The sequence below is a fragment of the Brevundimonas sp. genome (assembly GCF_013912005.1).
Taxonomy (GTDB): domain Bacteria; phylum Pseudomonadota; class Alphaproteobacteria; order Caulobacterales; family Caulobacteraceae; genus Brevundimonas.
In genome coordinates this window covers 233,118-254,336 of sequence record NZ_JACESB010000002.1, presented here as the reverse complement: position 1 = coordinate 254,336, position 21,219 = coordinate 233,118, and the positions used below count along the sequence as shown (strand labels likewise).

The 21,219-nt window shown below is 71.0% G+C and carries 16 protein-coding genes, 1 tRNA gene and 1 pseudogene; 14 read left to right on the top strand and 4 right to left on the bottom strand.

The features are described 5' to 3' along the window. Window positions 1-524 (bottom strand): outer membrane beta-barrel protein (locus H2038_RS03105; RefSeq protein WP_292109077.1); only part of this gene is annotated, 524 nt, incomplete at its 3' end. A gap of 408 nt (window positions 525-932) precedes the next feature. Here H2038_RS03105 and argB point away from each other — a divergent pair. The 3 genes from argB to dapD are packed head-to-tail and all read left to right on the top strand — an operon-like array spanning window position 933 to window position 3,375. Then, window positions 933-1,862: an acetylglutamate kinase gene (argB, locus tag H2038_RS03100; protein WP_292109075.1), complete on the top strand. Its 930-nt coding sequence runs from the start codon at window positions 933-935 to the stop codon at window positions 1,860-1,862. After that, on the top strand, window positions 1,859-2,521 hold the full coding sequence (locus H2038_RS03095; protein ID WP_292109074.1) for a pyrimidine 5'-nucleotidase: 663 nt from the start codon (window positions 1,859-1,861) through the stop codon (window positions 2,519-2,521). Before argB ends, H2038_RS03095 begins: the two co-directional genes overlap by 4 nt. Then, on the top strand, window positions 2,518-3,375 hold the full coding sequence (gene dapD / locus H2038_RS03090) for a 2,3,4,5-tetrahydropyridine-2,6-dicarboxylate N-succinyltransferase (protein WP_292109073.1): 858 nt from the start codon (window positions 2,518-2,520) through the stop codon (window positions 3,373-3,375). Before H2038_RS03095 ends, dapD begins: the two co-directional genes overlap by 4 nt. Window positions 3,376-3,410: 35 nt before the next feature. Here dapD and H2038_RS03085 read toward each other — a convergent pair whose 3' ends face one another. Continuing rightward, window positions 3,411-4,658, bottom strand: coding sequence for a PQQ-dependent sugar dehydrogenase (locus tag H2038_RS03085; protein WP_292109072.1), 1,248 nt, complete (start codon window positions 4,656-4,658; stop codon window positions 3,411-3,413). Between the two features lie 182 nt (window positions 4,659-4,840). Here H2038_RS03085 and H2038_RS03080 point away from each other — a divergent pair. After that, window positions 4,841-4,917 (top strand) — tRNA-Met (locus H2038_RS03080). Between the two features lie 850 nt (window positions 4,918-5,767). Next, entirely contained in the window at window positions 5,768-6,430 is a 663-nt protein-coding gene (locus H2038_RS03075) for a hypothetical protein (RefSeq protein WP_292109071.1), read from the top strand. Window positions 6,431-6,625: 195 nt separating this feature from the next. Here the strand turns inward: H2038_RS03075 and H2038_RS03070 are convergent. After that, window positions 6,626-6,871 (bottom strand): annotated as a pseudogene (locus H2038_RS03070) (glutathione binding-like protein); the annotation flags it as partial. 138 nt (window positions 6,872-7,009) lie between these two features. Here H2038_RS03070 and H2038_RS03065 point away from each other — a divergent pair. Genes H2038_RS03065 through H2038_RS03040 form a run of 6 tightly spaced genes read left to right on the top strand, consistent with a single transcriptional unit; the run spans window position 7,010 to window position 12,993 of the window. After that, window positions 7,010-7,636, top strand: a complete 627-nt coding sequence (locus H2038_RS03065) for a hypothetical protein (protein WP_292109069.1) — start codon at window positions 7,010-7,012, stop codon at window positions 7,634-7,636. Beyond that, window positions 7,633-8,856 (top strand): DUF4350 domain-containing protein, encoded by a 1,224-nt coding sequence (locus tag H2038_RS03060; RefSeq protein ID WP_292109067.1) that lies wholly within the window; start codon window positions 7,633-7,635, stop codon window positions 8,854-8,856. The genes H2038_RS03065 and H2038_RS03060 overlap by 4 nt, the downstream gene beginning before the upstream one ends. Next, entirely contained in the window at window positions 8,843-9,799 is a 957-nt protein-coding gene (locus H2038_RS03055; protein ID WP_292109065.1) for a MoxR family ATPase, read from the top strand. Before H2038_RS03060 ends, H2038_RS03055 begins: the two co-directional genes overlap by 14 nt. Then, window positions 9,796-11,112, top strand: coding sequence for a DUF58 domain-containing protein (locus H2038_RS03050; RefSeq protein WP_292109064.1), 1,317 nt, complete (start codon window positions 9,796-9,798; stop codon window positions 11,110-11,112). The genes H2038_RS03055 and H2038_RS03050 overlap by 4 nt, the downstream gene beginning before the upstream one ends. Next, window positions 11,109-12,122 (top strand): stage II sporulation protein M, encoded by a 1,014-nt coding sequence (locus H2038_RS03045; protein WP_292109062.1) that lies wholly within the window; start codon window positions 11,109-11,111, stop codon window positions 12,120-12,122. The genes H2038_RS03050 and H2038_RS03045 overlap by 4 nt, the downstream gene beginning before the upstream one ends. Continuing rightward, on the top strand, window positions 12,112-12,993 hold the full coding sequence (locus H2038_RS03040) for an RDD family protein (RefSeq protein ID WP_292109060.1): 882 nt from the start codon (window positions 12,112-12,114) through the stop codon (window positions 12,991-12,993). The genes H2038_RS03045 and H2038_RS03040 overlap by 11 nt, the downstream gene beginning before the upstream one ends. A gap of 3 nt (window positions 12,994-12,996) precedes the next feature. On the opposite strand, the gene H2038_RS03035 is transcribed toward H2038_RS03040, so the two are convergent. Next, complete coding sequence (locus tag H2038_RS03035) at window positions 12,997-13,962, bottom strand: hypothetical protein (protein ID WP_292109058.1); 966 nt, start codon at window positions 13,960-13,962, stop codon at window positions 12,997-12,999. Between the two features lie 241 nt (window positions 13,963-14,203). Here H2038_RS03035 and H2038_RS03030 point away from each other — a divergent pair, with 241 nt between their 5' ends. The 3 genes from H2038_RS03030 to H2038_RS03020 all read left to right on the top strand — a co-directional run bounded on the left by H2038_RS03030 (window position 14,204) and on the right by H2038_RS03020 (window position 21,211). Beyond that, on the top strand, window positions 14,204-17,035 hold the full coding sequence (locus H2038_RS03030; protein WP_292109056.1) for an insulinase family protein: 2,832 nt from the start codon (window positions 14,204-14,206) through the stop codon (window positions 17,033-17,035). A 220-nt stretch (window positions 17,036-17,255) separates the two neighbouring features. Next, on the top strand, window positions 17,256-20,204 hold the full coding sequence (locus tag H2038_RS03025) for a TonB-dependent receptor (protein ID WP_292109054.1): 2,949 nt from the start codon (window positions 17,256-17,258) through the stop codon (window positions 20,202-20,204). Between the two features lie 41 nt (window positions 20,205-20,245). Then, on the top strand, window positions 20,246-21,211 hold the full coding sequence (locus H2038_RS03020; protein WP_292109052.1) for a glycoside hydrolase family 5 protein: 966 nt from the start codon (window positions 20,246-20,248) through the stop codon (window positions 21,209-21,211). The last annotated feature ends 8 nt before the right edge of the window (window positions 21,212-21,219 follow it).

Sequence of the window (21,219 nt, the reverse complement as noted above, 5' to 3'; positions counted from 1 at the left end):
CGTGGAGCCTGCGCCCGTTCATCGGCCTGGGCGCCGACGCTGATCGTGCGGGCCGAGGCGAAGGTGCCGAGGAACTCGGTGTTGACCCGGTTCACGCCGGCGCCCAGACCGATGAACGGGCGCAGGCTCCACGAGGCGTCGCCGAAGTCGTAGATCACGTTGGCCATCACCGTCGTCGCGGTGATGTCGCCTTCCGGCGCCTCGCACGGACCCGTCGACGGGGTCAGGTTACAGGCGTAGGCGGCGCCCGAACCCAGCGTCACCGACTCGATGTCGCCGCCGGCGCGGTGACCGCCCTCGAGCTCGACCCGCCAGTTGTCGTTGAAGCGGTAGCCCAGCCGCGCGAACGCCGCCCAGCCGTCCTGGGTCTCGAAATCGACGCCGCGCGCCGTCTCGACGTCAGACGTGTGCCAGCCGGCGTCGATCGCGCCGTACCAGCCGTTCGGCTCGGCCGACGCGGCGCCGGCCGACAGGGCCAGGGCCCCGGCGGCGCTCGACGCCAGAATGAGAGACTTAACGCGCATTGGTGGATGCCCTCCGCAGCCCAGATAGAGTGTGTTTCGTGGCGGCGCAGGTGCCGCCGCTGAGGTCTCATAACAGCCCAGCTGGGCGAGGTCGAGCCGGGGGCCGCACAACGCCGTTCAGCGTGTCGCGCGGGTGACAGGACCGTGGATCAGCCGCCTCCCGCGCGGCCGGTCGCCCGACCGGTTCCGTCGCAGACGGGGCAGGTCTGGCCGTCCGGCGAAACGCCGACTCCCCGGCACTCGGGGCAGGCGGCGGAATCGACGCCCGGCGGCCCGGCCTGGCGGTCAGGCTCGGCCGGGCCCAGGCCGCGATCATCGATCTCGTGCTCGTTCATTCGCACGGAACGGCCTTCGGCGGCGGCCGGTTTCATGATGACAGGCCCGGGGCTTGGCATTAGGGACCGGCCGATGGACGAGACGGAACGGCAATCCGGGGATCGCGGCTGGGCCACGGCGAAGACGCTGGCCGAGGCCCTGCCCTACATCCAGATCTACGACCGCGAGACGGTGGTCATAAAGTACGGCGGCCACGCCATGGGCGAGAGCGCCGTGGCGAAGCAGTTCGCCGCCGACGTGGTGCTGCTGAAGCTGATGGGGGTGAACCCGGTCGTGGTGCACGGCGGGGGTCCGCAGATCAGCGCCATGCTGGACAAGGCCGGCGTGCGTTCGGCCTTCGTCGACGGCCTGCGGGTCACCGACGCCGACACCATGCAGGTGGCCGAGATGGTCCTGTCCGGCGCGGTCAACAAGGAGATCGCCCACTGGATCACCATGGCCGGCAAGGAGGCGGACGTGCGCGGCGTCGGCCTGTCCGGCAAGGACGCCGGCCTGCTGACGGTGGAGAAGACCCGCCGCACCCGCCGCGATCCGGACAGCATGATCGAGCACGAGGTCGACCTCGGCTTCGTCGGCGAGCCGACCAGGGTGGATCCGAAGCTGATCGCCGGGCTGATCGCCTCGGAGACCGAGGACTGGGTGCCGGTGATCGCCCCCATCGGGGTGGCGGAGGACGGCCAGACCTTCAACGTCAACGCCGACACCGTGGCCGGGGCCGTGGCCGGGGCGCTGGACGCCAAGCGCATGCTGCTGCTCACCGACGTCGCCGGGGTCAAGGGCGCCGACGGCGAGATCATCCGTCAGATGAGCATCGCCGAGGCGCGCGGGCTGATCGCCGACGGGGTCGCCACCGGCGGCATGATCCCGAAGCTGGAGACGGCCATCGCCGCGATCGAGGCGGGGGTCGAGGCGGTGGTCATCCTCGACGGCCGCCGGCCGCACGCCATGCTGGTCGAGCTGTTCACCGAGCACGGCGCCGGCACCCTGGTGCAGGCCTCTTGATCGACCTGTCGCATGTCCGCGCCTGGGTGTTCGACATGGACGACACCCTGTACCCGCGCGAGCAGGGGCTGATGCGGCTCGTGCAGGCGCGGATCAACGCCTATGTGGTCGAGGCGGTGGGGCTGGACCCGGAATCCGCCAGCGTGCTGCAGCGCCAGTTCCTCGACGAGCACGGCACCACCCTCGCCGGGCTGATGGCCAACTACACCATCGATCCGGAGCACTTCCTGCACGACGTCCACGACGTGCCGATGGACGATCTGGAGCCGGCGCCGCGGCTGCGGGACCAGCTGCTGCGCCTGCCGGGGCGGCGGTTCGTGTTCACCAACGGGGCGCGGGAGTACGCCGGGCGGGTGCTGGACCGGCTGGGCGTGGCCGACTGCTTCGACGGGGTCTTCGCCATCGAGGACGCCGATCTGACGCCGAAGCCCGCCCCGTCGACCTTCCGCCGGATGCTCGAGCGCTTCCGCATCGAGCCGCGGACCTCGGCCTTCTTCGAGGACACGCCGAAGAACCTCGAGCCGGCGCGGGCGCTGGGCATGGCCACGATCCTGATCGGCGACGGCCACGGCAAGCCGCTGGGCGATCACATCGACCACGTGGCCCCCGACCTTCACGACTTCCTTTCCGCCCTGACCTTCAAGGAGGCCGCCGCATGAGCGATCGCGCCCGTCTGGAATCCGTCATCGAGGCCGCCTGGGAAGACCGGGCGAACGTCTCGGCCGCCACCCACGGCGAGGTGCGGCACGCCGTCGGGGAGGCGCTGGACCTGCTCGACTCCGGCGCGGCCCGCGTCGCCTCGCGCGCGGCGGACGGCACGTGGACCACGCACCAGTGGCTGAAGAAGGCGGTGCTGCTGTCGTTCCGGCTGAACGACAACGAGCTGCTGCGCGCCGGCGACCGGGGCCCGGCCTCGGGCGCGCCCGGGGTCGGCCCGTGGTGGGACAAGGTTCCGAACAAGTTCGGCGACTGGACCGCCAACCACTACCGGGAGGCGGGCTTCCGCTCGGTCCCCGGCGCCATCGTGCGGCAGGGCGCCTACATCGCCCGCAACGTGGTGCTGATGCCCAGCTTCGTGAACATCGGCGCCTTCGTGGACGAGGGTTCGATGGTCGACGCCTGGGCGACCGTCGGCAGCTGCGCCCAGATCGGGAAGAACGTCCACCTGTCCGGCGGGGCGGGCATCGGCGGGGTGCTGGAGCCGCTGCAGGCCAATCCGACCATCATCGAGGACGGCTGCTTCATCGGCGCCCGGGCGGAGGTGGCCGAGGGCGTCATCGTCCGCGAGGGCGCGGTGCTGGCCATGGGCGTCTACCTGTCGGCCTCGACCAAGATCGTCGACCGGGCCACCGGCGAGGTGTTCCGGGGCGAGGTGCCGGCGTATTCGGTGGTCGTTCCGGGCAGCCTGCCCGACCCGAACGGCGGCCCGTCGCTCTACTGCGCGGTGATCGTCAAGCGCGTCGACGCCCAGACGCGGGCCAAGACCGGCGTCAACGAGCTGCTGCGGGACTGACCCAGCCGCAGAAGCGCCGGGACGCCCCGCCGCTCCTATTGCGCCGCCAGCCGGACCAGCTTGCCGTTCTGCTCGTCGGTGATCGCCCAGACCGCGCCGTCGGGACCGACCGCCACGTCGCGGACCCGCTCGCCGAGGTCGGTGAGCAGCCGCTCCTCGCCCACGACCCGGCCGTTCTCCAGCACCAGGCGGGCGATGTGCTTCTCCTTCAGGGCCGCGACCAGCAGGTTCCCGCGCCAGCCGGGGAACATGGCCCCGTCGTAGAAGGTCATGCCGCCGGGGGCGATCACCGGATCCCAGTAGTAGACCGGCTGCTCCATGCCCTCGCGGGCGGTGATCCCCTCGTTGATCGGGCCGCCGCGGTATTCGACGCCGTAGGCGATGACCGGCCAGCCGTAGTTCAGTCCGGCGCGGTCGAGGTTCAGCTCGTCGCCGCCGCGGGTCCCGTGCTCAAGGGTCCAGACCGCCCCGTCCGGGGCGATGGCGATCCCCTGGACGTTGCGGTGGCCGAGCGACCAGATCTCCGGCAGCGCCCCCTCGCGCCCGACGAACGGGTTGTCCTGCGGGACGGAGCCGTCGGCGTTGATGCGGATGGTCTTGCCCATGTGCGAGCCGAGATCCTGGGCCTGCGGCCGCATCGGCGCGTCCGAACGCTCGCCGAGGGTCACGAACAGCGTGCCGTCCGGGGCGAAGGCCAGCGAGGAGCCGTAGTGCTTGTCGCCGTCGTAGGCCGGCAGGGCCCGGAAGACGACCTGCACGTTCTCGACCCGGGTCCCGTCCTCCGACAGTCGACCCCGCGCCACCGAGGTGGCGTTGCCGCCCCCGTTTCCTGCATTCGGGCGCGGCTCGGCGTAGCTCCACCAGATCATCCGGTCCTCGGCGAAGTCCGGACCGGGGATCACGTCCAGCAGGCCGCCCTGGCCGCGGGCGTCCACCGCCGGCAGGCCGGCCACCGGTTCGCTCACCGCGCCCTCGGGGGTGACGATGCGCAGCCGGCCCGGCCGCTCGGTCACCAGCCAGCGGCCGTCCGGCAACAGGGCCAGCCCCCACGGCTCGACGAGGCCCGAGGCGACCACGGTGTGGGCGAGCGCCCGCTCCGTGCGGACGGCCGGGGCCCGGGTCTGGCCCGGGAAGGCCGGCTGCTGGTCGGGGGCGTTGGCGGGCCGGGTCTCCAGCGGGGCGCCCGCCTGCGACGCGGCGGCGGTCGGCTGCCCGTCCTGGGCGCCGCAGGCGGAGGCCAGCGACAGGGCGGAAGCGGCGGCGGCGAGGGCGATCAGGCGCATGGGTCGGGTCCCCTGGAAGGTCGGCGGCGAAACGGCCCCGCCGGTGTTACCGTTCCTTCCGGACGGCGTCACCCGCCGCCGCCGTCGCAGGCGCGCGCAGCGACTTGAAACCGCCCTCCGGCCCCTCTATAGGCACGCCTCTTCCGGCGGTCAGACCAGTTCCCGCCGGACCCCGTGTCAGGGGCTGGGTAGCTCAGCTGGTTAGAGCGGTGGATTCATAACCCACAGGTCGGCGGTTCGAGCCCGCCCCCAGCCACCACCGGGAAACTCCCGTACTCCAATGGCTTGATGGAACCGGCCCGGCATCAAGCGCAGCCCCACATCCGTTCGACGTGCTGGCTTGAGACCGGTCATCCAAGGTGTCCGCTAGGGGTGGACAGCCGATGCTCTAAGGCTGGTTCTTGGACGCGACTCCACTGGCGCGGGGGTGTTCTGGTGCAGAGCTTGCCCTGCCACTTTACACAGCGGAACTAGAACCTCATCAATGACGGTGAGAATTCCGGCGCGGCGGCGGGGGAGCACTTCACATGGCTGTCGGATTAGCTCTTACCATCCTTCTTTGGACCTCGTTGGCGGACAGCCCAGAGGCGAACTCGGCACACGCGGACGCAGCCCGTGCGGCAAATGCAGCAGAAAATCTATCGCTAATCTCTCAGGTCGTCCCATGGTCTGGATCATGGGGGCCATTTGAGACTTTAAAAAACGGAGCTTGGTGGGGTGGTCCGTCGGAGGTGTGGTCATTTGGCGGGCAGTCAGTGCGAGAGAATGGTCTGTTGAACCGCGGCGTCCGGGAATGGATGACTTGGGACCAGTACGATCCCCACGGAAACCTTGCAGTCAGAAGCGATCTGCGGAAAGATAGAAGCGCAGGGTTTCGGATAAGCACGACTTGGCCTCGAAGATACTCTCCAGTTCGCGCGCTTCAAGACGGCACGATATACTTTGCCAATCAGAACCACGCTCTTGTCCTCATCGACGAAAATACGTTCGAGTGGGTGCCCGGTGTAGTCGAACAGGACCAGTTTCGTGCCGATCCACGCTTTGCTACCGCAGCCAGCGGTCGGTATCGGCGGCTGGCTCCGGAGGAAGTGAGACCTTTCGTAGATCGCGTGAACACCGTCGCCCTTGAGGCACAGCGGCGACGAGACCAGGAGAGACGCGAACAATGGGATGGTCTGGGTCAGATTGCCGTCACGGGCTTGGCCATGACTGGCGTCGCGGCGGCTGGCGGTGACGTTAGCACGGTGCCGCTCACGGGCAATCCGCTGGAAACGCTCAATGCCGCCAACAGCGAGATCAGTCGCCAGAATGCCCTTGGTCGGGCAAGCCTCGATGCTACAATCGCGACAGCCAGTCAGCAGGGCTCCGACACCACTGCGACCGGTTCTACTTTCAGTTCGACCGCTACGAGCAGCGGCCCGACTTCGGGCCTCGCAGGTCTACCGGCTTCCCCCCCGGTAGTGACCACCGAACGTCGCGCAGTTCGGTTCTACTTCGTGGCAGGCATGACGCCTCGGCCAACTGACACGCGCAATCCGCGCTGCTACAGCAACGTTGTGACCGTCATGGCTGACTTGCCCGTCAATGGCTCCTCTGAGCGAGGTGAGGCCGTCATCGCCATCAAAGAAGGCTATCGCGCTGCCTTTGAGAGGGCTTGTCTAGCGGCTGGTAGCGGCCCGCTGAACGACACCTTCGCGACTGCTGAGGGCTTCGACAGCGGGTGGCCTTACCCATCTTGGCATCCGACAGACGTAGGCGTCCGGCTGCAGTAGCGAGCACCAACCCGTTGCGCGCAGACGTCGGCAATGGTTCGGAAGGGGTCATTCTTTCTGGAACTAAACAGCGAACTTCAAGCGCGCCCAAGCCAATGTGGGGCTACGCGTGTAGCTCCCCCCCAGCCACCACCGCCCCCTCACCTGGAATCCATCGGCGGGTCGCAGAATCGTGCCGGGCTCCGCCGGGACCCGTCAGGGCCTGCGCGGGCTTTCCAGCCCGCGCCGAACGGCGGGGCGGGCGAGGCCACGCTCCAGCCACGGCGGCACGTTGGCGAGGCTGTCGAACTCAACCAGGTCTCTGGCCTCGTAGAAGCCGATCAGGTTGCGCACCCAGCCGAGCATGGCGACGTCGGCGATGGTGAACCGGTCGCCCATGATCCAGTCGCGGCGTTCGAGCCGATCGTCCAGCACGCCGAGGAGCCGCCTCGATTCGGCGACGTCGCCTGACCGCACGGCCGGGCCGCGGGCGCGCCGGGATGCGCGCCGGAATCCGCGAGGCCCCGCGGATGACGACCGGAAGTTGACTCGGGGCCCCCGGGCTCTATGCCTTGCGGGTCGGAGGCGGGCGGATGAAGGATGCAGGACAGGGCTTCCCCTACAGATGAGGTCCTGGTTCGGGCCCATGCGCGGTTGCTCGAGGACGGCTCGCTCCAGTTCGACCGCGCCCGGTTCGATCCGCCGGCTCCGCCCGGCTGGCTGCACTGGATCGGCGACCTGATCCAGGCGCTGGAGCCGCTTCTGAAGGGGGTCTTCTGGGTCGGCCTGGCGCTCATCGTCGCGCTGATCCTTTACGCCATCGTCCGCGAGATCCTGCGTCTGCGCGCGCCGGTCCCGGGGCCGCGGAAGCCCCGCCCGGCCGCGGCGGCCGAGTGGCGGCCGGACCCGGCCGCCGCCCGCGACCTGCTCGCCGACGCGGACAGGCTGGCGGCGGCGGGGCGGTACGCCGAGGCCGCCCACCTGCTGCTGCTGCGCAGCGTGGCCGAGATCGAGAAGCGGCAGCCGCGCGGATTGCGCGTGTCGCTGACGACGCGGGAGATCGCCGCGCTGGACGTCCTGCCGGAGGCCGGCCGGTCGGCCTTCGCCCTGATCGGCCGGGTGGTGGAGGGCAGCCTTTTCGGCGGCGCGCCGGTGAGCGCCGGAAGCTTCGCCGACTGCCGCCGCGCCTATGAGGCCTTCGCCCTGCCCGAGGCCTGGGCGGCATGAGCCTCCGCGGCCGGTTCACCGACGGCGGCTTTTCGCCGGTCGCCATGCTCGGGGCGGTCCTGGTCGGGGTGGTCGCCCTCGCCGGCATCGGCCTGCTTTCGGCCTACGGGCCCGAACTGCGCTCGGGCGACGACGGCGGCGGGCACGCCCTGTCGCGCGCCTCCATCGGCTACGGCGCCCTGCCCGCCCTGCTTCGGGGCGTCGGCAAGCCGGTGGTGATGAACCGCGGCGCCCTGACGGAGGCCGCCTACGACAGCCTGCTGGTGCTCACCCCCACGCCCGCCAGCCGCCCGGACACGGTCGAGGACCTGCTGCACGACGGGCCGACGCTGATCGTCCTCCCCAAGTGGGCTTCGGCGCCCGACGCGGATCATCCCGGGTGGGTGCGGACCCTGGGCGTGCTGGCTCCCGAAGCGGCGCTTGCCCCGCTGCCCGAGGCCCTGCGCGAGGACCTGAGCCTCGCCACCCGGGCGGAGGCGGCCGGCGTCGCGCTCCGCCGGCCCGACGGGACGGCCTTCGGCGCGCCGGTCCGGATCGACAACCTCCGGACGCTGACCGGTCCGGGATGGATCCCCGTGCTGGTCGACGAGCGGGGCCAGCCGGTGCTGCTCCGGCACGGGCGGATGAGCGTCTATGTGCTCGCCGAGCCCGACCTCATCAACACCCAGGGCCTCAGGACCCTGAACGGCGCCCGCACCGCGGTCAGCCTCCTCGAGCTCATCGGCCCCGGTTCGCCGGTGATGTTCGACCTTACGCTGCACGGGCTGCAGCGGACCCGCAATCTGCTGCGCCTGCTGGTCGAGCCGCCCTTGCTGGGCCTGACGCTGGCGCTGCTCGGCCTGGCCGCCCTCGCGGGCCTGCAGGCGGCGGTCCGCTTCGGTCCGGCCCGGACGACGGGCCGGGTGATCGCGCTCGGCAAGCGGGGCCTCGCCGACAACACCGCCGGGCTGGTCCGGCTGGCGCGGCGCGAACACCATATGGCCGCGCCCTACGCCCTGCTGATGCGCGCCGCCGTGGCGCGCGCCATCGGGGCCCCGCGGAACCTGGACGACGCCGGTCTCAACGCCTTCCTCGACCGCGTCGGCCGCACCGCGGGCGCGACGGACGCCTACTCCGCCCTGGCCGTGCGGGCCTCGGCGGCCAGAAACCGCGACGATCTGATGCGGATCGCCGCCGATCTCCACCGCTGGAAGCAGGAGCTGACCCGTGCACGTCAATGAGGTGAGAACGCTCGCCGGGCGCATCCGCGCCGAGGTCGCCCGCGCCGTCGTGGGCCAGGACGACGCGGTCGACCTGTTGCTGACCGCCCTGTTCGCCGGCGGCCACGTCCTGCTGGAGGGTCCGCCCGGGACGGCCAAGACCCTGCTGGCCCAGAGCTTCGCCCGCGCCGTCGGGCTGGACTACGGCCGCATCCAGTTCACCCCGGACCTGATGCCGGGCGACATCATCGGCTCCAACCTGTTCAACTTCCAGACCTCCAGCTTCACCCTGACGCGCGGCCCGGTCTTCTGCGAACTGCTGCTGGCCGACGAGATCAATCGCACGCCGCCCAAGACCCAGGCGGCGCTTCTGGAGGCCATGCAGGAGCGCCGCATCACCATCGACGGCGAGGCCCACGCGCTCAGCCCGCGGTTCACCGTGGTGGCCACCCAGAACCCGATCGAGCAGCAGGGCACCTATCCCCTGCCGGAAGCGCAGCTGGACCGCTTCCTGTTCAAGCATGTGCTGGCGTATCCAGGGCTCGACCAGGAGCGCGCCATCATCGCCGCCCATGGGGCGCGCACCGGACAGATGGACCCGGCGGCCCTCGGCGTCGAAACCGTCGCCGAGGCGGCGATCATCGGCGCGGCGGTGGACACGGTGGCGGACGTCCGGCTGACGGACGAGGTCATCGCCTATGTCGCCGACCTGGTGCGGGCGACGCGCGAGTCCGCCGACGTGGAGACCGGGGCCTCGCCCCGCGCCGGCGCCATGCTGGCGGTCGCCGCCCGCGCGCGCGCGGCCCTGGACGGCCGCGACTACGTCATTCCCGACGACGTCAAGATCCTCGCCCTCCCGGCCCTCCGCCACCGCCTGGTGCTGTCTCCGGCCGCGGAGATCGAGGGCCGGCGCGTCGAGCAGGTGCTTGCAGGACTGGTGGAACAGGTGGCGGCGCCCCGGTGATCTACCCCACCCGACGCGCGGTGATCCTGATGGCGGCGGGGGCCCCCGTCGCCCTGGCGGCCGGCGTGCTGACACCCGGCGGCTGGCTGGCGGGACCGGTCTGGGCCGCGGGCCTGGCGCTGCTGCTGGCGCTGGACGCGACCGCCGGCGGCTCCCGGTCGGGACTGACCCTGGAGGCCCCCGAGCCGCCGGGGGCGGCCGTGGGTCGGCCCGGGATCGCCGCGGTCCGGGCCCGCTTCGGGACGAGGGGGCGGACCCCGGCCGCCGTGGAGGCGGCCCTGTCCGGCAGCGCCCGGCTGGGCCTGGCGGACGGCGCCCGTCGGGCCCGGGTCGTGGACCGAGGCGCCGACCTCGCCTTTCCGTTCACGCCCGACCGGCGGGGCGACGCGAGGCTGGACGATCTGTGGATCCGCTGGACCGGCCCCCTCGGCCTCGCCTGGAAGCAGAAGAGGTTCCACCTCGGACTTCCGGCGCCGGTCGCCACGGACCTGCAGTGGGTGCGCGACCAGGCGGTGCGCCTGTTCGCCCGCGACGCCCAGTTCGGGGCCAAGACCCAGCTGGAGATCGGAGAGGGGTCGGAGTTCCAGGCGCTGCGCGACTACCAGGCGGGAATGGACCGGCGGACCATCGACTGGAAGCAGTCGGCGCGGCATTCCGGCCTGCTGGCCAAGGAGTTCCGCACCGAGCGCAACCACAGCGTCGTCATGGCCCTCGACTGCGGGCGGGCGGCCTGTGAGCCGGTCGGCGGCATGCCCCGGGTGGACCGCTTCATCCACGCGGCCCTCCTGCTGTCGTGGGCCTGCCTCCGCTCCGGCGACCGCGCCGGCCTGTTCGCCTTCGATTCGCATCCGCGCCTGTCCACCGGCGCCGTGGGCGGGTTGAACGCCTTCCGCGTCCTCCAGCGGATCGCCGGCCGCATCGACTATTCGACCCACGAGACCAACTACACCCTGGCGCTGGCGACCCTGTCGGGCGAACTGCAGCGGCGGTCGATGATCGTGGTGTTCACCGACTTCACGGATCCGACCGCGGCCGAATTGATGCTCGAGTCCCTCGGGCGATTGCTGAAATGGCACGTGGTCCTCTTCGTCCTCCTGCGCGACGAGGAGCTGGAAGGTCTGGCCGCCTCGGAGCCCGGGAGTCCCGAGGACGTGTCGCGCGCCGTGGTCGCCGGAACCCTGCTGCGCGAGCGCGACACCGTGATCGCCCGCCTGCGCCGCATGGGCGCCCACATCGTCGAGGCTCCGGCCGCTCGCCTCGGCCCGGAAATCGTCAACGCCTATCTCGACCTCAAGCGGAGGGATCTGCTGTGACCGACTCGCGCGCCGCGGGCCCGCTCAAGAGCCAGCGCTTCCGACAGGCGCGCGAGGACGACTGGCGCCGGCTGGAGCGTCTGATGGACAAGGCCGAGAAGGGGTCGGCCGCGAAGCTGTCCGACACCGAGATTCTGGCCGTGCCGGTGCTCTACCGGTCGACCCTGTCCGCCCTGTCGGTGGCGCGCGAGACCTCGCTGGACCAGGGGCTGATCGACTACCTCGAGACCCTGTCGGCCCGCGCCTACTTCTTCGTCTACGGCTCGCGGGCGACGCTGCCGGACCGGCTGGCCTCCTTCTTCCGCCGGGACTGGCCCGCCTCGGTGCGCGGCCTGTGGCGCGAGACCCTGGTGTCGGCCGGACTGATGCTGCTGGGGGCCCTCCTCGGCGGCTGGCTGGTGATGCACGATCCGGAGTGGTTCTACGCCTTCGTTCCCGCCGAGCTCAGCGGCGGGCGCGATCCCGCGGCCTCCACGGAGACGCTGCGCGCAACGCTGGACGGGACGGAGGACGCCGGGGGCCTCTCGGTCTTCGCGGCCTTCCTCTTCACCCACAACGCCCAGGTGGCGCTGCTCGCCTTCGCCCTGGGGTTCGCCCTGTGCGTCCCCACCGCCCTGCTCGTCCTCTACAACGGGGCCACCCTCGGCGCCTTCTTCGCCCTGTTCGCCGGTCGCGGACTGGGCGGCGAGCTGGGCGGCTGGCTGCTGATCCACGGGGTGACGGAGCTGTTCGCCGTCGTGCTGGCCGGCGCGGCCGGCCTGCGCATCGGCTGGTCCGTCGCCTTTCCGGGGCGAAGCCGGCGACTGGACGCGGCCGTCGACGCGGGTCGGATCGCCGGCGTCGCCATGGCCGGCGTGGTGGTCATGCTGATGCTGGCGGGGCTGCTCGAGGGCTTCGGACGACAGCTGATCGTGGACACCGGACTGCGCTACGGCGTCGCCGCGACCACGGCCCTGATCTGGGCTCTCTACTTCTACGGTCCCCGACCGCAGGCGCGCCATGGCCGCTGACCCTCCGCCGTCGGTCCGCACCGAGCGCCCGTTCGTCACGCCCGAGGGCGTCGACCTCCGCCTGCACATCGGCGACGCCGGGCAGCGCGCGGCCGCCTTCCTGCTGGACGCGGCCATCATCGTCGGCGTGCTGTTCGCCTTCACCCTTCTGCTGGCCCTCACCGGCATCGGCGCGGTCGGCGTGGCGGGAGCGGCCGGCGCGGAGATGATCGGGGTGATCTGGCTGCTCGTCTTCTTCCTGCTGCGGAACTTCTACTTCACCGCCTTCGAGCTCTCGGCCGCCGCCGCCACGCCGGGCAAGCGGCTCATGGGCCTGCGCGTCGCGTCGCGGGATGGCGGCCGCCTCAGGGCGGAGTCGGTGTTCACCCGCAACGCCCTGCGCGAACTGGAGGTGTTCCTGCCATTGTCCCTGGTCGGCGCGCGCGCCACGGAGGGCGGGGTCGACAGCTGGCTGTATCTGCTGGGTCTCCTGTGGGCGTGCGTGTTCGTCTTCTTCCCGCTGTTCAACCGCGACCGCCTGCGTCTCGGCGATCTGGCGGGGGGCACCTGGGTGGTGCGCACGCCGCGGCGCGCCCTGTCCCGCGACATGGCCGACGACGGCGCCGCGCGGCTGGCCGCGTTCGCCTTCACGACGGCGCAGGTCGACGCGTACGGCGCGAAGGAGCTCCACGTGCTGGAGACCGTGCTCCGACAGGGCGACCGCAAGACCCTGCGCGCCGTGGCCGATCGCATCCGGACGAAGATCGGCTGGACGCCCGATCCTCACCAGACCGACCGCGACTTCCTCAGCGCCTACTACGCCGCCCTGCGAGGCCGGCTGGAGCAGAAGCTGCTGATGGGCGTGCGTCGTCGCGACAAGCACGACGTCTGAGACTCAGTCGAAGACGGACGCCAGCAGTTCCGGTCCCACGCCTTCCTTCGCCGAGCGCAGCTCGTAATAGAGCGCCGCCACGCCGGCCGAAGCGACGACGGCGCTGAGGACGTTCACCACCGGCCCCGTGAGCAGGCTGACCCAGAGGTTCGGCGATCCCCCGGTCAGCGTCCCGCCGGTGGCGACGCTCAGGCCGCCGATCAGGATTCCGATCAGCCACGACAGCACGACGTAGATGACCATGAGGCCGAACACCGACCAGCGATGGCCGCGGGTCAGGTCGCGGCTGCGCTGGAGGCTCCCGAACACGCCGCGCTTCTCGACCACCACCGCGGGGGCCGCCACCGACCACAGGACCGTCAGGATCACGCCCGGCACGATCAGGAGGACATATCCCAGCACGATGCCCACGCCGGCGATGATCCCCAGGCCGAGCAGCGGCAGGAACATCCTCACCCCCGCCTCGAAGGCGTCCCCGAAGCTGGTCGGGACCCCGTTGAAGCCGTTGACCGCCGCCTTCACCACCATGCCCTGCAGCAGGTACATGCCGACGAGGTTGAGCATCTGGCCGGCCCCCATCAGCAGGACCCCCGCCCCCGAATCTGCCGTTCCGGAGATCAGCTGGCTCTGCCCGATCGCGAGCATCCCGGCGGGCACGCCGACGAGAACGACGGCCGCGCCGAAGAAGACGGCGGCGTTGCCGGCGATGGCCGTGAAGGTCCGCTGGATGACGCGTCCGAGGTCGAAATAGCCGCCTTGGTGCTGCCGCGCGGGCCTCTCGTCCGGGACGGCGGGCACGATGTTCCGGGCCTGCCGGTCTTCGCTCGCCGCGAACTCCACGCGCTGGCGGGGACGCAGCCGCGTTCCGCCCCGCACATCGGGCGCAGCGAACAGATAGCGCGCGCCATCGTCGCCGACGATCGCGCCCAGCCCGGTCGCCTCGTCGAATGTCAGCACCTCGCCCCGCATGGCCCCTCCCGCACCACCTGTGCGAGAAGCGTAACGGCGGAACGCCGGCTACGCCAGAGGGACGAGGCGCGGCGCGGCGGATCGCCTTGCCGCGACCGCGGCCTTCGCCCTGCCGGGACGACCTCGCCCCGGGCCGGAGGGTCTGCGCCCCGACGCCGCCGGCCAGGGGGGGGCTTTCCGGTCGGGCGGAGGCCCGGTAGCCTCGCGTGAGAGTTGTCGTTTCGACCGGGGAGAAGGCGGCATGATCGTCAGATGGAGCGCGATCGCCGTCGCCGTCGCGCTTGCGTGGGCCTGTGGCGCAGCTCCGGTCGCGGCCCGAACGCCCGATCCCCTCGCCATCCCCGGCGACCCGGCGGTGCGTCACGGCGAACTGCCGAACGGCCTGCGATACGCCCTGATGAGCAACGACCGGCCCGCCGGAGGGCTGTCTATCCGGCTGCGGTTCGACGTCGGCAGCTACGAGGAGCCCGAGGCCCACCGGGGGGTGGCGCACTTCCTCGAACACATGGCCTTCAACGGCACGCGCAATCTGCCCGAAGGCGAACTGTCGCGCCGGTTTGCGGAGGCCGGCGTGGCCTTCGGGCGGGATCAGAACGCCTCCACCAGCCTGTTCGCGACGACCTACAAGCTCGACCTGCCCCGGGCGGACCCTGCGGCCCTCGACCTCGGCTTCGCCTGGCTGAGGGACATCGGCGACGGGCTGGCGCTGACCGAAGAAGCCGTCGGGCGAGAGCGGGGCGTGGTGCTGGCGGAGCACAATGCGCGGCTGGGGCCGGGCATGACCTGGTGGGAGGCCTACCAGGCGTTCGCCGCGCCGGGCGCCCGCAGCCGCGCGCGGCCGCCGATCGGCGCGCCCGAGACCATCCGGACCATCGACCGGGCGGCGCTCGCGGCCTTCCACCGGGCCTGGTACCGGCCCGACAATGCGGTGCTGGTCGCGGTCGGCGACCTGCCGCTCGATGTCCTTGAAGACCGGGTGCGCCGGACGTTCGGCGACTGGTCGGCGCCGGATGAAGCGATGACGCGGGCCCCGGCGACGCCCTTCGATCTGGAGCGACCGCTGGACGTTCTGGTCTATCCGGACCCGGTTCTCGCCGCCAACATCGGCCTATGCCGCCTCTCGCCGTGGACCCGTCTGGGACCCGACAGTCACGAACGCCGCCGGACGCTGATCACCCGCGGCCTCTGGATCGCCGTTCTCAACCGCCGGCTCGAACGGCTCGCCCAGGGGGCGGACGCCCCCTTTGCAGGAGCCTCGCTGGCGTGGTCGCCCTGGTCCAGGGAAGCGAACGCCCTGTGCCTGAACGTGGCGCCCGCCGTCGGAGGAGACTGGCGGGAAGGTCTCGTCACGGCGCTGGAGGAAATCCGCCGACTGGAAACCTACGGGGTCGAGGATCACGAGATCGCCCGCATCGTGGCCGCCCAGAAAAGCGCCAACGCCAGCGGCGTCGAGCAGGCGGGCGACCGGTACTCGCAGGCGCTCGTCGACGCCCTGACGTCCAGCATCGCGCTTCACGACCTCGACCCGGCCGGCTTCGTCAGCCCGCAGGAGACGGTCTCGATCTATGACGCCGTGGTGGCCGGAATCGACGCCGAGGACGTTCGCGCCGACTTCACCGCGGCGTGGAACGCCTCCGCTCCCCTGATATCGGTGCGGATGCCCGAACCGCCCCCGGCCGGGAGCCTCCGCGACGCGTGGCGGGAGGTGATGGAAGGTCCGCCGCCGGCCGCCCGTCCGTCCGCGGCCGCCGCCGAGGGGTGGGCCTATACGGACTTCGGCCCCCCGGGCGAGATCGTGTCGCGCGAGATCGTCCCCGCCCCCGGGTTTACGCGGGTGCGGTTCGCGAACGGCGTCGTGCTGAACGTGAAGACGGTCAGCCACACCCGGGATCTGGTGCAGGTGGCCGTGCAACTGGGCCATGGCCGCGCCGGCGTGCCCGACGCGGAGTACCAGGTCGCGTCGCTCGGCGCGCATTTCATCTACCGTGGCGGACTGGGCCGACACAGCTTCCGTGAGATCCAGGAGCTCTTTCCCGAGCGGAGGCTCACCCTCGGCGTGCAGGTGGAGCCCGACGTCTTCCAGCTGCAGGCCTCCACGCGGCCGGCCGACCTGGAGACCCAGCTGCAGCTGACGGCGGCGATGCTCACCGATCCCGGCTTCCGCGACGATTTCGCCGGGCTCCGCCGCCAGGCCATCGACCAGCTCTACCGCGCCTATCGCACCCAGCCCGCCACCGTCGCGTCCCTGGCCCTGCTTGAGACCGTCGCCCCCGGCAGCCCCCGGGGCTTGCCGCCCCGGGAGGTCATGGAGGCGCTGACGACCGCCGACTTCGAACGCATCTACCGACCGGTCCTGACCGGGGCGCCCCTCGAGGTCACCGTCGTCGGCGACATGGCTGAGGACGACATCATCCGCCTCGCCGCGGCGACCGTCGGGGCCCTCCCGCCGCGCGCGCCGGGAGGTGACGCGGACGGCGAGCCCTTCCTGTTGCGCTTCGGCGAGGCCCGCCCCGTCGTCGAAGCGGTTCATGAAGGCGCGCCGGACCAGGCGGTCTTCATGGCCACCTGGCCGCTTTTCGTCGCCGAGCCTGCGCGTCGACGTGAACAGCGGGCGCTCGAGCTCCTGCGCGCCATTCTGCAGGACAGGATCCGCGACGAGGTGCGCGAGGCTCTCGGCGCGGCCTACAGTCCCGGCGTCCGCCTGAGCTTCGAGGACTCCGGAGACCAGGGCGCCCTGACCGTCCAGGTCGTCACCTCTCCCGGGGATGTGGAGCGGGTGCGGGAGGCGGTGCGCCGCGTCGTGGCCCAGGGCGCGGCGGGCGGTCTCAGCCAGGCGGATCTCGACAACGCCCGCGGACCGGTCCTCGCGCGGATCGCGGACGACCGGGCGACGAACAGCTGGTGGTACGGCGTGATCAACGGTTCGGCGCGCAAGCCCCGGAAGCTGGACGACGCTCTCGGCTGGGAGGCCGACTATCGCGGGATGACGCTCGACGAGGTGCGATCGGCCGCCGCGACCTGGCTGGCCGGGCCGCCCTTCGAAGTCGTGGCCTCTCCCTCGCGCGGCGGCTGACCTCCGGCGCGAACGCCGGGGGCGTCGCAGTCTTCGGCGCGCGCTGGCCGGCGCCAGCCAGACCTGCCGGGAGGATTCTGGCAGCCGCCACGTGGCCCGCCGGCGGGGGCGGGGCGACGGAGCCGCGTTCATTGACGCTCCTGGGACGTCATGTTAGCGTCACGCAATGACAGCGCTGTCAGGCTGTCCAATAATCACATAGTCGCCTGGGGAGGACGGCATGAATGCCACCAAGATGAATCGCGGCGTGGCGCCGCGGCGCGCCAGCCTGTGCCTGACGGGCTCGTCCTTGCTCGTTCTGGGCGTGGCCCTGCTCCCGTCCGCCGCCCTGGCCCAGTCCGTTCCGGCCGCCCCGCAGGATCCGGAGGTCACCGAGATCGACGAGGTCGTCGTCACCGGCATCCGCGGCAGCCTGCGCTCCGCGCAATCGATCAAGGAGAACGCCGACCAGATCGTCGACTCCATCACCGCCTCGGACATCGGAGCGCTGCCCGACCGCAGCGTGACGGAGGCGGTGCAGCGGATCCCGGGCGTGACCATCGACCGGCTTCAGGCCCGCGAAGACCCCGACCGGTTCTCGGCGGAAGGCAGCGGGGTCCAGGTCCGCGGCCTGACCCAGGTGCGTCAGGAGCTGAACGGCCGCGACACCCTCGGCGCGCTCGACGGGCGCGCCCTGGGCTTCGAGGACGTGCCCGCCGAGCTGATGGCCGGCGTCGACGTGTACAAGAACCCCTCGGCGGAGCTGATCGAGGGCGGCCTCGGCGGCACGGTCAACCTGCGCACCCGGATGCCGTTCGAGGCGACCGGCCGTCTGGTCGCCGGTTCGCTCAGCGCCAACTACTCGGACCATGCGGAGGAGTGGAAGCCGCAGGGATCGATCCTGTTCAGCGACCGGTTCGACACCGGCGCAGGCGAGGTCGGCGTGCTCGCGAACCTCGCCTATTCGGAACTGGCCAGCCGCTCGGACGGCATCCAGGTCTCGCCCTATCGCGCCCGCCGGCTGGGGGACGACACCCTGTGCGCGGGACTGCAGAATCCGAACGGCGACCCCTACTCCTGCGGCCAGGACTGGATCGACCAGTCCTATCTCGGCCTCACCGCCGACCAGACCCTGTACGTCCCCGAGGGCGTCTCGTGGCGGAGGCTGGATTCTGAGCGGGAACGGCTGGGCGGGGCGCTCGCGCTTCAATGGCGGCCGAACGACCAGACCGAGGTGTTCCTCCAGTACCTGCGTTCGGACTTCGACACCCGCTGGGACAACTACGAAGCCATCCCGCAGGTCGACGCCAACAACAACTTCGTCATTCCGGCTGCGGGCGGCCAGTTCACTTTCGACGACGACGGCTACTTCCAGTCGGGGTCGCTGCGCCAGATCAGCTACTGGCGCGGCAGCCAGCCGGTGGCGGGCGAGCTCGGCACCCAGTACCGGATGGCGACGCGACACCAGGAGCGCGAGGAGTCCAGCAACGACCTGTCGGTGGGCGTCCGCTACTATCCCTCCGAACGCCTCGCGGTGAGCGCGGACCTGCAGTACATCAAGTCGACCAGCGCCGGGTGGGACTTCACCGTCTTCAGCTCGGCCTACATCCCCGACGTGACGATCGACCTCGCCGGCGGGCGGCCGGTGGCCAGCCTCGGCCCCGGGTCCTTCACCAGCGATCCGGCCAACTACTTCTGGCACGCGGCGATGGATCACGTCGACGACAACGAGGCGGAGCAACTCGCCGGGCGCATCGACGTGGCCTGGGAATTCGACCACCCCGTGCTGAACTCGATCCGCTTCGGGGGCCGGTTCACCGACCGTGAGGTCACCAACAACTACACCCAGTACAACTGGCAGGCGCTCAGCGCCCCGTGGAACGAGCCGTTCCTGTGGATGGACACGGTGCTGCCGGAGTACGCGATGCTCTACAGCTTCGACGGCTTCTTCCGCGGCGACGTCCAGGCGCCCACGGTGGTGATGCCGGACATCGAGCTGGCGCGCGGCTATCTGCGGAACTCGGACCTCATCGAGAACATCGGCGGCAACGCGCGGTGGAGTCCCCGGGGCTTCGACGCGGAAAGCCTCTCCTCGCAAACCGAGAAGACCTTCGCCGGCTACGCCGTGGCGCGGTTCGGCTGGGAGAACGCCCGGTTCCCGGTCGAGGGCAACATCGGCGTGCGGGTGGTGCGGACGGAGAACACGGCCCGCGGTTCCGGCTTCCTCCCGGATCTGACCAGCTATCCGAACCTTCCCGCGGACGACCGCGCGTTCGGCACCGGGGCCGCGTTCGACGTCTCGGGCGAGCAGTCCTACACCGACGTGCTGCCCAGCCTGAACCTCAAGTTCCAGCTGACCGACTCCCTGATCGCCCGCTTCGCGGCCTCCCGGGCGATCGCCCGGCCGAGCTTCAACCAGATGTTCCCGTTCGTGGATCTCACCGCCTCGGTGAACCCGCAGGGCACGGTGGTCGAGGGCTGGGGCGGCGCGGCGCGGGGCAATCCGCAGCTGAAGCCGATGCGCGCCGACCAGTTCGACGTGGCGCTCGAATGGTATCCGTCGTCGACGCACTCCCTCTACGTCACGGCCTTCCGCAAGAACGTCGAGGACTTCTTCACCACCGGGGTGCACACGCGGACCTTCGAGGGCCGGGACTTCCTCGTCAGCGGGCCGACCAATGGCGACGAGGGCACGATCCAGGGCTTCGAAATCGGCTACCAGCAGTTCTATGACTTCCTGCCGGGCTGGCTGGGCGGTCTGGGGCTGCAGGCGAACTTCACCTACATCGACAGCGAAGGGTCGACGTCCCAGAACTCCATCAGCGAGTGGGACGCGGCCGAGGTGATCGACGGCCTGCCGCTCGAAGGCCTGTCGGAGAAGTCCTGGAACATCATCGGCCTCTATCAGCGCGGCCCGGTGCAGGCCCGTCTCGCCTACAACTGGCGCGGCAAGTATCTGCTCACTAACCGCGACGTGTCGGACGTGCGGCTGCCCATGTGGCAGGACGACTATGGCCAGCTGGACGGCTCGGTCATCGTGCAGCTGCGCGAGGGCGTCAGCGTGGCCCTCGAGGGCAACAACCTGGCCAACAGCGAGAACCGGCAGCTGATGGGCGCGGATGTCCTGAAGACGCGCTCCTGGTGGATCTATGACCGGCGCTTCGCGGTGACCGTCCGCGCCTCCTTCTGAGGGGGCGCGGACCGACCCGCCCGGGGAATACGGAGACGGCCTTGAAACGACTGCTCGCTCTCGCAGCCTTCCTGTTGCTGCCGGGCGCGGCGCTGGCGGAAACGCCGGTGGAGCGCCACGGCCAGCTGCGGCTGGAGGGGACGCGGCTCGTCGACCAGCACGGCCAGCCGGTGATCCTGCGCGGAATGTCGCTGTTCTGGAGCCAGTGGGCCCCGCAGTACTACAACGCCGACGCGGTGCGCTGGCTGGCCGACGACTGGTCGGCCACGGTGGTCCGGGCCGCGATCGCCGTCCACCACGACGGCTACCTCGACAATCCCGAACGGGAGACGGCCCGGGCGGAGGCCGTGATCGAGGCGGCCATCGCTGAGGGCCTGTACGTGATCGTCGACTGGCACGCCCACGAGCCCGAGCCGGAGGCCGCCGCCGCCTTCTTCGCCCATATCGCCGCGAAGTACGGCGACCGGCCCAACGTCATCTACGAGCCGTACAACGAGCCGCTGAACACCCATTCCTGGGGCGAGGTGGTCCGCCCCTATCACATGGCGGTCATCCCCTCGATCCGCGCCCACGATCCGGACAACCTGATCGTCGCCGGAACGCCGAGCTGGTCGCAGGATGTGGACATCGCCGCCGCCGACCCCCTGCCCTTCGCCAACGTGGCCTACACCCTGCACTTCTACGCCGGGACCCACCGGCAGGAGCTGCGCGACAAGGCGGCCAGGGCCCTGGCGTCGGGCGCGGCGCTGTTCGTCACCGAATGGGGAACCAGCGAGGCCAGCGGGAACGGCGTGCTGGATCGCGCCGAGACGGCCCTGTGGTGGGACTTCATGGAGGCGAACGGCCTCAGCAGCCTCAACTGGTCGATCACCGACAAGGACGAGACCTCCGCCGCCCTGCGTCCGGGGGCGGCCGGCGAGGGGGGCTGGGACGACTCGATGATCAGCCCTTCGGGACTGTTCGTACGGGCGTGGCTGCGCCGGATGAACCCGCCGCCGGCGGACTGACGGGCCGG

What these genes read in the sequence shown, in the direction of transcription:
- argB (WP_292109075.1), top strand. Translation starts at nt 933, where the DNA reads ATGGACGAGACGGAACGGCAATCCGGGGATCGCGGCTGGGCCACGGCG.
- H2038_RS03030 (WP_292109056.1), top strand. Translation starts at nt 14,204, where the DNA reads ATGATCGTCAGATGGAGCGCGATCGCCGTCGCCGTCGCGCTTGCGTGG.
- H2038_RS03025 (WP_292109054.1), top strand. Translation starts at nt 17,256, where the DNA reads ATGAATGCCACCAAGATGAATCGCGGCGTGGCGCCGCGGCGCGCCAGC.
- dapD (WP_292109073.1), top strand. Translation starts at nt 2,518, where the DNA reads ATGAGCGATCGCGCCCGTCTGGAATCCGTCATCGAGGCCGCCTGGGAA.
- H2038_RS03035 (WP_292109058.1), bottom strand. Translation starts at nt 13,962, where the DNA reads ATGCGGGGCGAGGTGCTGACATTCGACGAGGCGACCGGGCTGGGCGCG.
- H2038_RS03060 (WP_292109067.1), top strand. Translation starts at nt 7,633, where the DNA reads ATGAGCCTCCGCGGCCGGTTCACCGACGGCGGCTTTTCGCCGGTCGCC.
- H2038_RS03085 (WP_292109072.1), bottom strand. Translation starts at nt 4,658, where the DNA reads ATGCGCCTGATCGCCCTCGCCGCCGCCGCTTCCGCCCTGTCGCTGGCC.
- H2038_RS03065 (WP_292109069.1), top strand. Translation starts at nt 7,010, where the DNA reads ATGCAGGACAGGGCTTCCCCTACAGATGAGGTCCTGGTTCGGGCCCAT.
- H2038_RS03040 (WP_292109060.1), top strand. Translation starts at nt 12,112, where the DNA reads ATGGCCGCTGACCCTCCGCCGTCGGTCCGCACCGAGCGCCCGTTCGTC.